The sequence below is a fragment of the Burkholderia ubonensis genome (assembly GCF_001718695.1).
Taxonomy (GTDB): Bacteria; Pseudomonadota; Gammaproteobacteria; order Burkholderiales; family Burkholderiaceae; genus Burkholderia; species Burkholderia ubonensis_B.
This window is the reverse complement of the sequence record NZ_CP013420.1, coordinates 1,731,550-1,744,044: the sequence shown is the minus strand read 5'-3', so window position 1 is coordinate 1,744,044 and position 12,495 is coordinate 1,731,550. Positions and strand designations below refer to the sequence as shown.

The window sequence follows — 12,495 nt, the reverse complement described above, 5'->3', positions numbered from 1 at the left end:
AGAACTGAAACGATGACGCTTGACCTGTCGAAACCGGCGAGTGCCGGCTACCTGAGCGGATTCGCGAACGAATTCGCGACCGAGGCGCTGCCGGGCGCGTTGCCGCACGGCCGCAATTCGCCGCAGCGCGCACCGTACGGGCTGTACGCGGAGCAGCTGTCCGGCACCGCGTTCACCGCGCCGCGCAGCCACAACCGCCGCTCGTGGCTGTACCGGATCCGGCCGGCGGCCGTGCACCGGCCGTTCGAGCCGTTCGCGGGCCCGCAGCGGCTCGTCGCGGAATTCGGCGATTCGCCGGACGTGCCGCCGACGCCGCCGAACCAGCTGCGCTGGGACCCGCTGCCGATGCCGGCCGAGCCGGTCGATTTCGTCGAAGGCTGGGTGACGATGGCGGGCAACGGCTCGGCCGCCGCGATGAACGGCTGCGCGATCCACCTGTACGCGGCGAACCGCTCGATGCAGGACCGCTTCTTCTACAACACCGACGGCGAGCTGCTGATCGTCCCGCAGCAGGGGCGCCTGTTCATCGCGACCGAATTCGGCCGGCTCGACGTCGAGCCGTTCGAGATCGCGGTGATCCCGCGCGGCGTGCGCTTCACGGTCGCGCTGCCGGACGGCGACGCGCGCGGCTACATCTGCGAGAACTTCGGCGCGCAGCTGCGCCTGCCGGACCTCGGGCCGATCGGCTCGAACGGCCTCGCGAACCCGCGCGATTTCGTCACCCCGCAGGCTGCCTACGAGGATCGCGAAGGCGCGTTCGAACTGGTCACGAAGCTGAACGGGCGCCTCTGGCGCGCGGACATCGGCCATTCGCCGCTCGACGTCGTCGCGTGGCACGGCAACTACGCGCCGTACAAATACGACCTGCGCCTGTTCAACACGATCGGCTCGATCAGCTACGACCATCCCGATCCGTCGATCTTCCTCGTGCTGCAGTCGCCGAGCGACACGCCGGGCGTCGACACGATCGACTTCGTGATCTTCCCGCCGCGCTGGCTCGCGGCCGAGGACACGTTCCGCCCGCCCTGGTTCCACCGCAACGTCGCGAGCGAATTCATGGGCCTCGTGCACGGCGCCTACGACGCGAAGGCCGAAGGCTTCGTGCCGGGCGGCGCGAGCCTGCACAACTGCATGTCGGGCCACGGCCCGGACGCGGAGACGTTCGAGAAGGCGTCCGCGAGCGATACGACGAAGCCGCACAAGGTCGACGACACGATGGCGTTCATGTTCGAGACCCGCACGCTGATCCGGCCGACGCGCTTCGCGCTCGACACCGCGCAGCTGCAGGCGAACTATTTCGAATGCTGGCAAGGCATCCAGAAACACTTCAACCCGGAGCAACGATGAGCGACACCCGAGACTGGCGCGCGACGCTCGACCCAGCGCGCAAGAGCTGGGTCGAAGCGGCGAACGAACCCGCGTGCGACTTCCCGATCCAGAACCTGCCGTTCGGCATCTTCAGCGATGCGAAGCAAACGGCGCGGCGCGCGGGCGTCGCGCTCGGCGACCAGATCGTCGATCTCGCGGCGCTCGCGCACGCGGGCCTCGTGACGCTGCCGGCCGGCGCCGGCGACGTGTTCGCGCAGCCGACGCTGAACGCGTTCATCGCGCTCGGCCGCGACGCATGGCGCAGCGTGCGCGTGCAATTGAGCGCGCTGTTCGCGCGCGACACCGCGCGGCTGCGCGACGATGCGGCGCTGCGCGCGCAGGCGCTCGTGCCTCAGCGCGACGCGACGCTGCATCTGCCGGTCGATATCCCGGGCTACACCGATTTCTATTCGTCGAAGGAGCATGCGACCAACGTCGGCTCGATGTTCCGCGATCCGAAGAACGCGCTGCTGCCGAACTGGTCGGAGATGCCGATCGGCTACAACGGCCGCGCGTCGTCGGTGGTCGTGAGCGGCACGCCGGTGCGGCGCCCGAACGGGCAGCTCAAGCTGCCCGACCAGGAGCGTCCGGTGTTCGGCGCGTGCCGCAAGCTCGACATCGAGCTGGAGACGGGCTTCATCGTCGGCAAGGGCAACGCGCTCGGCGAGCCGATCGCGTGCGAGGACGCCGAGGCGCATATCTTCGGCATGGTGCTGCTGAACGACTGGAGCGCGCGCGACATCCAGCAGTGGGAATACGTGCCGCTCGGGCCGTTCAACGCGAAGAGCTTCGCGACGACGATCTCGCCGTGGATCGTCACGCTCGACGCGCTCGAGCCGTTCCGCACCGCGCAGCCCGGGCAATCGCCGCAGCCGTTGCCGTATCTGCGGCACGCGGGCAAGCATGCGTTCGACATCGCGCTCGAAGTGACGCTGCGCGCGGAAGGTGTGCGCCGGAAGCGACGACGATCTGCCGCACCAACTTCAAGCACATGTACTGGACGATGGCCCAGCAGCTCGCGCATCACACGGTCTCGGGCTGCAACACGCGGGTCGGCGACCTGATGGGCTCGGGCACGATCAGCGGGCCGACGAAGGACTCGTTCGGCAGCCTGCTCGAGCTGACGTGGAACGGCAAGGAGCCGGTCGCGCTGACGGGCGGCGGCAGCCGCGCGTTCATCGAGGACGGCGACGAGCTCACGCTCGCGGGCTGGTGCCAGGGCGACGGCTATCGGGTCGGCTTCGGTGCTTGCGTCGGCAAGATCCTGCCGGCGCTTGCGCGCTGACGCGCACACGGCGGCGCGCCGGACCGGTGGTTCGCGCGCCGCGTGATCGGATGGACTGCCGCGCGCTACGCGGACGTCGCGACGCGCGCCAGCGCGCGCCGCTCCCACAGCGCCGCGACGACGAACGCGAGCACGCTCGCGACCAGCACGCCGACCAGCGCGTTGCTGCCGAGCTGCTCCATCAACGCGCCGGCCACGAGCGGGCCGCCGAAGCTCGCCGCACTCCACGACGCGGACACGAGCGAGCTCGCGGTGACGAGCGCGGCGCCCCGGAAGCGCTCGCCGCACGCGACGAGCGACAGCGTGTAGATGCTGCCCGCCGCCGCGCCGAGCACGAACAGGAGCGGCCAGCACAGCCACGGATTCGCGATGACGAGCGGCAGCAGCGGCAGGCCGGCGAGCACGATCCAGCCGGCGCCGAGATGCACGCGTTCGCGGCCGAGCTTGTCCGCGAGCCAGCCGATCGGGAACTGCATCGCGGTGTCGCCGAACAGCATGATCGACGCGAGCAGCACCGCGGTCCCGCTCGCGACGCCGCGATCCATCGCATAGAGCGGCAGCAGCGACAGCGCGAGCGTGTCGAACAGCGCGAAGAAACCGGTGCCGATGACGAGCGCGGGCATGCGCGGCAGCACGCTGCGCCAGTGATCGTGGCCAGCGTGATGCGCGTCGTCGCCCGCGAGCGGCGCGCGGCGGATCGACGCGAGCGACGGCAGCGCGAGCAGGAACAGTGCGCCGCACAGCGCGAAGCGGATGCCGGTGAAGCCCGAAATCTGGCTGACGAGCACCGGGCCCGCCATCTGGAACAGCGTGAAGTTGGTCGCGTAGATCGCGACGACGCGGCCGCGCGTCGAATCGTCGGCGAGCTGGTTGACCCATGCCTCGCCGATCGTGAACAGCAGCATCAGCGCCGCGCCGCACAGCACGCGCAGCACGCCCCAGACGACGAGGTTCGACGTGAACTGCATCACGGCGGTCGCCGCGGCGAGCAGCAGCACCGACGCGACGATCGCGCGGCGTGCGCCGAAGCGGCGCGCGAGCGCGGTGACGAACGGCACGATCGCGAGGCCGCCGCCGGCCTGCGCGGCCGTCAGCATGCCGACGACGTTGGTGCCGTGCCCGGCTTCGGTCAGCGCGAGTGCGGTGAGGGGAAGGGTGGCGCCGGTGCCCAGGCCGACGACCGCGACGCTCAGAATGAGCGCCAGGAAATCTCGATCAAGAATGGCTTTCATCGGCCGAGATGCTACACCGGCGGCCCGCGACGGTCCATGAAGGCCGTCAGGCGCGCGGGGTGTTCGGTTCCCGCGCGGCGAAACCGCCTTTGCGTTACACGTATTCGGTCGGCGTGGCGACCGGGCGGCGTTCGAGCGAGGCCGACCACAGCGTGATCGCGAGCGCCGCGACCGCCATCGCGACGCCGACCCACGGCAGGCTGACGAGCGGAATGCCGGCGCCGATCGCCGTCCCGCCGAGCCACGCGCCCGTCGCGTTGCCGAGATTGAACGCGCCCTGGTTGAGCGTCGACGCGAGATTCGGCGCGTCGCTCGCGCGATCGACGATCAGGATCTGCAGCGGCGGCACGATCGCGAACGCGAGCATCCCCCACACGAAGATCGTCGCGAGCGCGGCGAGCGGCACATGCATCGTGCCGGCGAACAGCGCGAGCACGACGGCGATCAGCGCGAGCGACGCGATCAGCGACGGCATCCGGCGCCAGTCGGCGAGCTTGCCGCCGAGCGTGCCGCCGACCGTCAGGCCGAGGCCGAACAGCAGCAGCACGTAGGTGACCTGGCGCGGCGAGAAGCCGGTGACGTCCTCGAGGATCGGCGTGATGTACGTGAACACGCTGAACAGGCTCGCGGACGCGAGCACGCTGATGCCGAGCACCATCAGCACCTGCGGATGCTTCAGCACGCTGAATTCGCGGGTGATGCTGGTGTCGGGCATCGCCAGGTTCCTCGGCAGGCAGACCGCGAGCGCGGCGGCCGCGGCGATGCCGATCCCGGTCACCGCCCAGAACGTCGCGCGCCAGCCGAACGCCTGGCCGAGCGCGGTGCCGAGCGGCACGCCGAGCACGTTCGCGAGCGTGAGGCCGGTGAACATCAGTGCGATTGCCTGCGCGCGCCGGTTCGGCGCGACGAGGTTGCTCGCGACCACCGAGCCGATGCCGAAGAACGCGCCGTGGCAGAACGCGGTGACGACGCGCGCGGCCATCAGCACCGTGTAGCCGGGCGCGATCGCGCAGAACAGGTTGCCCGCGATGAACAGGCCGATCAGCCCCATCAGCGCGCGCTTGCGCGGCATCTTCGCGGTGACGACCGCGAGGATCGGCGCGCCGATCGTCACGCCGAGCGCGTAGCCCGACACGAGCATCCCGGCGGCCGGGATCGACACGCCGAGATCGCGCGCGACGTCGGGCAACAGGCCCATGATCACGAATTCGGTGGTACCGATTCCAAATGCGGCGACGGCAAGGGCGAAAAGAGGCAAAGGCATCGCGATGGGTCAGGGAAAGAGCCGCGGCCGGGATTCGGCGCGGGATGCGCACGATGGCTGGGCGGGGACGTCAGCCGCGATTCTACGTGAGAGAAAACCCGGACGCTCGGGGCCGGAACGTATTGTTTCGCGGGCCATGCTGGGGCGGCCGACGTCACGCTACGGTGGGGATTTCGATGGGCGCGATTGCGGCGGCGCCGGAAGACGTCGCACTTCCGCAATGCCCGACGCCGCTGCGCTCGGTGCCCACGCCGGTAGGGCGATCATTGCTCGCGCGACATGTCCGGCGGAGCTGACGCACCGCCACGGTGGCGGGACTTCGACGGGTGCGATCGCAGCGGCGCAGCCCGATGTAGCGATGTAGCGATGCCCGGCGCCGCCGCGCTCGGCGCCCACGCCGGAGCGGTGGTCATTGCCCGCGCAGCATGTCCGGCGGCGCGTCGGCGGCGTGCTCCAGCGTTGCCGCGCCGTCGCGGGTCGGCGTCGATTCGGCGCTGGGGTTCGCCTGCGCCGGTGCGTCCCAAGTGTTTTCGAACAGGCACGCTTCGATCGGCATCCGCGCGGCCCAGCGCTCTTCCTCGAGCATCGGTTTTGCATAGAACGCATCGACGTGCCCGAGACACAGCACCGCGATCGGTTTCGCGCCGTCGGGCATCCCGAGCAGCGCGCGCAGCGCGTCGACGTCGAACAGCGACACCCAGCCCATCCCGAGCCCTTCCGCGCGGGCCGCGAGCCACATGTTCTGGATCGCGCACGCGGCGGACGCGAGGTCCATCTCCGGCAGCGTGCGGCGGCCGAAAACGTGACGTTCGCGGCCGTCGGCGAGCGCGACGACCAGCAGTTCCCCGCATTCGCGCACGCCTTCGACCTTGAGCCGCATGAATTCGTCCTGGCGCTCGCCGAGCGCGGCGGCGGTCGCGCGGCGCTCGGCTTCGACGAGCGCGTGGATGCGCGTGCGCAGCGCGGGATCGGTGATGCGGATGAAGCGCCACGGCTGCATGAAGCCGACGCTCGGCGCGTGGTGGGCCGCGCGCAGCAGCCGGGCGAGCACGGCCGGATCGACGGGCGCCGACGTGAAATGGCGCATGTCGCGCCGCTCGAAGATGGCGCGGTAAACAGCGGCGATGGCGGGATCGTCGAAACGCATGGGCGGCAGGCAGTGGCAGGGATGACGTCGGCGCAACGATAGCAGACTGCGCGCGGGCGGCGTTACATGAGCGGGATCGAAGTGCTGGATTGGTGCAAATTGCGAAACGATCCGGCCGCGGCGCAACGAAACGGACAGGTGAACCGGGCCGGCGCGCCGCCTGCCGTCAGCGATTCGGCGTCACCACGTTCCGCGGGGTCCCCGCGTACCACGCCTCGATGTTGAGCAGCGTCGTATGCGCGATCTCCGCGAGCGCCTCGCGCGTGAAGAACGCCTGGTGCGACGTGACGATCACGTTCGGGAACGTCAGCAGCCGCGCGAGCACGTCGTCCTGCAGCGGCTGGTCCGAGTGGTCCTCGAAGAACAGCCCGCTTTCCTCTTCGTACACGTCGAGCCCCAGGTGCCCGAGCTGGCCGCTCTTGAGCGCGTCGATCAGCGCCTGCGCGTCGACGAGCCCGCCGCGGCCGGTGTTGATCAGCATCGCGCCGTGCTTCATCTGCGCGAGCGTGCGCGCGTTGATCAGGTGATGCGTCGACGGCAGCAGCGGGCAGTGCAGGCTGACGATGTCGGCGTGGCGCAGCAGCTCGTCGAGCCCGACGTAGCGGGCGCCGAACGCGATCAGCTCGTCGTTGTACGGCGGCGCCGAATGCGCGAGCACGTGCATCCCGAAGCCCATCATGATCTTCGCGAACACACTGCCGATGATGCCGGTGCCGATCACGCCGACCGTCTTGCCGTGCAGGTCGAAGCCGAGCAGGCCGTTCAGCGAGAAGTCGCCTTCGCGCGTGCGCGCGACGGCGCGCGGCAGGCGGCGGTTGAGCGCGAGGATCAGCGCGACCGCGTGCTCCGCGACCGCATGCGGCGAATAGGCGGGAACCCGCACCACGGTGATGCCGAGGCGTTCGGCGGCGGCGAGGTCGACATGGTTGAAGCCCGCCGAGCGCAGCGCGATGAGCCGCGTGCCGCCGTCCGCGAGCCGTTCGAGCACCGCCGCGTCGACGGTATCGTTGACGAACGGGCAGACCGCTTCGTAGCCGTGCGCGAGGATCGCGGTTTCGGCGTCGAGGTGCGACGACTGGAAATGCAGCCGGTAGCCGAACTGCCGGTTGGCGGCAGTAAATGAATCTTCATCGTACTGCCGGCTGCTGAACAGGATTACGCGCACGCTGCACCTCCGGAGGCTGAGGTGCGCAGTTTACTTCACTGGAGGCCCGTGACGATGTCGGAGCGCTCCTGGGCGCGCGGGTCGCGCAGGAACACGTAGCTTGCGTGTGTGCGCGCCGCCTGCGTGCTGAAATGGTCGAGCGCGTGCTCGACGAAGCTGCGGGTGCGCGCGGGCACGAACTGGCGGTTCGGGTAGACGAGCGACAGTTGCGTGTCCGGATCGTCGATCCGGTAGCCGGGCAGCAGCCGCACGAGCGCGCCGCTGTCGAGTGCGTCGGCGACGACGTTTTCCGGCAGCACGGCGATGCCCGAGCCCGCGACGGTCGCCGCCTGCACGAGCGACAGCTGGTTGACCGTGTAGACGGGGCGCACCGTCACCGGATGAACCGCGTCGTCCGGGCCGACGAACCGCCACGCGGGCGCGTGCTGGTGCGGCGCGAGCGCGACCCAGTCGTGGCGCGGCAGGTCGTCGGGCACGAGCGGTTCGCCGCGCCGCTGCAGATAGGCCGGCGCAGCACACGCGACGAGCGTGTTCGGCGACAGCGCGTGGCCGATCAGCGCCGGGTTGCCGTCGAACCGGTTGCCGGTGACGACGCCGACGTCGTAGCCCGCGTCGAGCACGTCGAGCGGACCCTCGGCGACGGTGAGCTGCACGCGCACCTGCGGATAGCGGCGCTGGAAACCGTTGACGAGCGGCGTGAGCGCGAGCGGCGACAGCGTGCCGGACGCGACGATGCGCAGCGTGCCGACCGGCTCGCGCACCGCGTGCACGACCGACGCTTCAAGGTGATCGAATTCCTCGAGCAACGCCCGGCACCCGTCGAGGTAGCGTACGCCGGCCTCGGTGAGCGACAGGTTGCGCGTGGTGCGGTGGATCAGCCGCGTATTCAGATGACCTTCGAGCATTGCGATCGAACGCGTGACAAGCGCGTTCGATACGCCCAGTTGGTGTGCTGCGCGCCTGAAGCTTTGCTGTTCGGCGACGCAGACGAATACACGCATGGTCTGAATCTGGTTCATGTCTCGCGTATTTCTGGCCCGGTGGATTGATTTTGCTTGGAATTTTTCGTCGCGCGACCGGGATTGCCGGTGTGCGTCGTCCGATTTTCGTTCGTATCGAAAAAGCGGCTCTCGATTCCGCAGACGATTGTTCATTACGTCGGCAATATTCGTCAACCTGAGAAAAGGGGCGGGTTGCGGAAAATCGAAATCGCGGCTATCGGATTTATGCGGCGGTCTCGTTGGTTTCCCGGCAGTATTGAAACCGGTAGTTCGGTATCTGAATGTTGCTCAGTAAAATCAACGCGTTATGTGTTTTGTACGATGCTTCGCAGCGGTAATTTTCGAACTCTGTCACTAATAGATGCCGCGATAATCGATGTTTTTCCGGCGCATCGGCATTTGGTGGATCCATTCGGTCCGCGCGGTTTTTATCCTGATGCGGCGTATTTCCGACTAATTGGGTCGTCTATTACTGAAGCGGGCGCATCCGCACGCACCGCAATATGGCCGGGAAAATCGCCTGTACCGGGCCGCGGCGGGGCCGCCGGCGTGCTCGCTCGCGATGCGCGGCCGGCTGGCCCGGTCGTCCGACCGAGCCAGCGTCGCGCCGTCCGGCCGCGCGCGCCTCTTGCGCGCGGGCGCGGAACACGGAATCATCGATCGATCCGCCATGCCCTGTGGCGGGCGACGCTCGAGCGTCTTTCTTCATCTTTTTTGCCAGCCATGTCCCTCGACCATTCGCCGATTCCCTGCCCCGTCGTCGTGCCGCTCGACGCGATCCTGCCCGAAGAACCGCTGCTGATGATGGGGGCCGGCCCGGTTCCGATCCCGGCCGCCGTCGCGAAGGCGAACACGATCGTGATCAACCATCTCGGCGCGACGATGGCGAAGATCATCGAGCAAGTGAAGGAGATGGCGCGCTACGTGTTCCAGACCCGCACGAAGTGGGTGCTCGGCGTCGCCGGCCCCGGCTCGGCCGCGATGGAAATGGCGATGTCCAACCTCGCGTGGCGCGGCACGCGCGTGCTGTCGATCCGGAATGGCTTCTTCAGCGCGCGGATGGCCGAGATGGCGACGCGCGTCGGCGCCGACGTCGCGGTGCTGGAGGTGCCCGACCGCGCCGTCGCGAGCCTCGACGAGATCGCCGACGCGATCGCGCGCGAGCGTCCGGAGATCGTCACGATCGTCCACGGCGAAACGTCCAACACCGTGTGGAACCGCGACCTGCGCGACATCGCGGCGCTCGCGAAGGCGGCGGGCGCGCTCGTCGTGGTCGACGCGGTCTGCACGCTGTCGACGATGCCGCTCGAGATGGACGCGTGGGGCATCGACGCGGTGATCACCGGCGGGCAGAAGGGCCTGTCGTCGATCCCCGGCGTGTCGCTGATCGCGTTTTCCGACGCCGCGTGGGAGCGGATGAAGAGCCGGCCCGAGCCGAACGCGCACTGGTGCCTCGACATGGCGCTCGCGGAGAATTTCTGGCACAACGCCGGCTATCACTACACCGCGCCGGTGTCGGGCGTGCTCGCGCTGCACGAGGCGCTGCGGCTCGTCTGCGCAGAGACGCTCGAAAGCCGCTTCGCGCGCCACCAGCGCTGCTCGCTCGCGCTGCAGGCGGGCATCGAGGCGATGGGGCTCAAGCTCTACGCGCCGAAGTCGTGCCGGCTCAATTCGGTGGTCGGCATCGAGACGCCCGAAGGCCTCACGCCGGGCATGATCTGCGGGCACATCTCGAAGCAGTACCAGGTCGAGATCTCCGGCTCGTTCGGCCTGCCGATCGTGCGGATCGGCCAGATGGGCGAGCAGTGCCGCGAGCACAACCTGTTCCGCACGCTGCACGCGTTCGGCCGCACGATGATCGATCTGAAGGTGCCGGTCGAGCTGCCCGCCGGCGTCGCGGCGCTCGAGCAGGAATTGTCGCGGCGCGGCGAGTAGCGCAATGGGCCGCCGGGGCGGCCTCAGCCGCCCCGCATCGCCCGCCGGTACGTGTTCGGCGTCGTGCCGTGCGCGTCGCGGAACCGGTGGCTGAAGTGTCCGGCGTTCGCATAGCCGCATGCCGCGGCGACCTGCGCGAGCGGCAGCGACGTCGTGCGCAGCAGCAGGCGCGCCCGCGCGAGCCGCTGCTCGGCGATCCACGCGTGCGGCGCGCGGCCGAACGACAGCCGGAACATCCGCGAGAAGTGGTATTCGGACAGCGCGGCGACCTCGGCCAGCTCGCCGAGCGTCAGCGGCTGCGTCAGGCAGGCGTCGATGTAGTCGCGCACGCGGCGGCGCACGGCGGGCGCGAGGCCGCCCTTGAACGGCGCGTCCGTGCGCATCGCGCTCTGCCCGCGCAGCAGCAGGCTCAGCACGTCGTGCGCGGTTTCGTTCGCGCGCAGCCGGCCGTCGGTGTCGTCCCAGCTTTCCAGCGCGAGCGAACGGCACAGCGCGGCGACGCGCGCATCCTCGAAGTAGGTGCGGTCGGCAAGCTTCAGCTCGCGCGGCTCGCGGTCGAGCTCGCGGATCGCGCGCTGCGCGAAGTGCTCGGGCAGGAAATACAGGTGGACGAAGTGCATCTCGCCGCGCACCCACCAGCGCGATTCGTGGTCGCCCGGCAGCGCGCACAGCAGGCTCGGCGCGCCGTAGCGCGGCACCTTCTGCCGCTCGGTCCGGTAGCCGCCGTCGAGATAGCACGACAGCGTGTGATGCCCGGGCTGGTCGTAGATCGTCTCGGCCTCTTCGGTGATCCGCGTCCATTCGGCGATCGCCAGATGGTCGCCGAGCCACGCGAAGCGCTGAAGCGTCGCGTTCGCCTCCGCGAGCGTGCGGCACACCGACTGCAGGCCGAACGGCATTTCGCCGCCGGCGGCGGCAGCGGCGGCGGCCGGTGACGGCACGGCGGGCGGGGCGGGAGGCGGGACACGCATGATGACGGAGTATAAGCGCGCCTGCGCCGGCCCGTTCCACCGGCCGGCAAAAGACCGCAATTCCGGACAATCGGCGCGCGCCGCGCGGCGGCATAGTCGGAGACCCCGCATTCGTTGCGCCTTTTGTCCCGGTTTCCGTCATGAATCTTTCGCTCTACATCGTCACCGTGCTGATCTGGGGCACGACCTGGATCGCAATCAAGTGGCAGCTCGGCAGCGTGCCGCCGCCCGTGTCGATCGCGTGGCGCTTCTGGCTCGCGGCGGCGGTCATGTTCATGCTGCTGCGCGCGATGCGCCGGCCGATCCTGCCGCCGCGCGACGCGTGGCGCTACCTCGCCGCGCAGGGCTTCGCGCTGTTCTGCCTGAACTTCCTGTGCTTCTACTATGCGGAGCGGGTCGTGCCGAGCGGGCTCGTCGCGGTGATCTTCTCGACCGCGCCGCTCCTGAACTCGATCAACGGCCGGCTGTTCATGGGCCGAGCGCTGCGGCCGTCCGCGGTGGCCGGCGCGCTGCTCGGCCTGACCGGCATCGCGTGCCTGTTCTGGCAGCAGATGGCGGGCCATCTGGACGACCACGCGACCTGGATCGGGCTCGCGATCGCATTCGCCGGCACGCTGTGCTTCTCGGCGGGCAACCTGCTGTCGAGCCGGATGCAGTCGATGGGACTTCATCCGTTCGCGACCAACGGCTGGGCGATGCTGATCGGCGCGACGATCCTGACCGTCGGCAGCGCCGCGGCCGGGCTGCCGTTCGCGCTCGATCCGAGCCCGCGCTATCTCGGCGCGCTCGTCTATCTGGCCGTGCCGGGCTCGGTGATCGGCTTCACCGCCTACCTGACCCTCGTCGGCCGCATCGGGCCGGAGCGGGCCGCCTATTGCACGGTGCTGTTCCCGATCGTCGCGCTGGCCGTGTCGACGGTGTTCGAGGGCTACCAGTGGTCGCCGCTGGCGGTGGCGGGCCTGCTGCTGGTGCTGGCCGGCAACCTGGTCGCGTTCGACCTGGCGCGGCGGCTGTTCCCGCGCATGGCGTGACGGCCGCCGCGTGGCGCGCGGGCCGGTTCCGGCCCGGCGGTCCGCTGTTCGCCTGCTGTTCGCCTGCATTCGCGCATAAATAATAACCCCGCGTTC

9 protein-coding genes and 1 pseudogene are annotated in these 12,495 nt (G+C 69.4%); 4 read left to right on the top strand and 6 right to left on the bottom strand.

Features of this window, described 5'->3' with window-relative positions:
• Positions 1-12: 12 nt before the first annotated feature.
• On the top strand, positions 13-1,347 hold the full coding sequence (hmgA, locus tag WJ35_RS07940) for a homogentisate 1,2-dioxygenase (RefSeq protein WP_042583258.1): 1,335 nt from the start codon (positions 13-15) through the stop codon (positions 1,345-1,347).
• A pseudogene (gene fahA, locus WJ35_RS07935) lies at positions 1,344-2,653 on the top strand (fumarylacetoacetase). The gene hmgA and the pseudogene fahA overlap by 4 nt, the downstream one beginning before the upstream one ends.
• Before the next feature lie 65 nt (positions 2,654-2,718).
• On the opposite strand, the gene WJ35_RS07930 reads toward fahA, so the two are convergent.
• The 5 genes from WJ35_RS07930 to WJ35_RS07910 form a co-directional block, all read right to left on the bottom strand.
• Positions 2,719-3,885 carry an MFS transporter gene (locus WJ35_RS07930; RefSeq protein ID WP_060234323.1) on the bottom strand — a complete coding sequence of 389 codons (1,167 nt, stop codon included), beginning with the start codon at positions 3,883-3,885 and terminating at the stop codon, positions 2,719-2,721.
• 94 nt (positions 3,886-3,979) lie between these two features.
• Positions 3,980-5,149 carry an MFS transporter gene (locus WJ35_RS07925; RefSeq protein WP_060234322.1) on the bottom strand — a complete coding sequence of 390 codons (1,170 nt, stop codon included), beginning with the start codon at positions 5,147-5,149 and terminating at the stop codon, positions 3,980-3,982.
• A gap of 409 nt (positions 5,150-5,558) precedes the next feature.
• Positions 5,559-6,296 carry a 5,6-dimethylbenzimidazole synthase gene (gene bluB / locus WJ35_RS07920; RefSeq protein ID WP_069239011.1) on the bottom strand — a complete coding sequence of 246 codons (738 nt, stop codon included), beginning with the start codon at positions 6,294-6,296 and terminating at the stop codon, positions 5,559-5,561.
• 166 nt (positions 6,297-6,462) lie between these two features.
• Positions 6,463-7,461: a 2-hydroxyacid dehydrogenase gene (locus WJ35_RS07915; protein ID WP_060234320.1), complete on the bottom strand. Its 999-nt coding sequence runs from the start codon at positions 7,459-7,461 to the stop codon at positions 6,463-6,465.
• 35 nt (positions 7,462-7,496) lie between these two features.
• The gene (locus WJ35_RS07910; protein WP_010091518.1) at positions 7,497-8,480 is read right to left on the bottom strand and encodes a LysR family transcriptional regulator; all 984 of its coding nucleotides are present in this window, start codon (positions 8,478-8,480) and stop codon (positions 7,497-7,499) included.
• Between the two features lie 705 nt (positions 8,481-9,185).
• Between WJ35_RS07910 and WJ35_RS07905 the strand changes: the two genes are divergently transcribed.
• Complete coding sequence (locus WJ35_RS07905) at positions 9,186-10,397, top strand: pyridoxal-phosphate-dependent aminotransferase family protein (RefSeq protein ID WP_069239010.1); 1,212 nt, start codon at positions 9,186-9,188, stop codon at positions 10,395-10,397.
• 23 nt (positions 10,398-10,420) lie between these two features.
• Here the strand turns inward: WJ35_RS07905 and WJ35_RS07900 are convergent, their stop codons facing one another.
• Complete coding sequence (locus WJ35_RS07900; RefSeq protein WP_060234319.1) at positions 10,421-11,368, bottom strand: helix-turn-helix domain-containing protein; 948 nt, start codon at positions 11,366-11,368, stop codon at positions 10,421-10,423.
• Between the two features lie 140 nt (positions 11,369-11,508).
• Between WJ35_RS07900 and WJ35_RS07895 the strand changes: the two genes are divergently transcribed.
• Complete coding sequence (locus WJ35_RS07895) at positions 11,509-12,399, top strand: DMT family transporter (protein ID WP_060234318.1); 891 nt, start codon at positions 11,509-11,511, stop codon at positions 12,397-12,399.
• Positions 12,400-12,495: the final 96 nt, after the last annotated feature.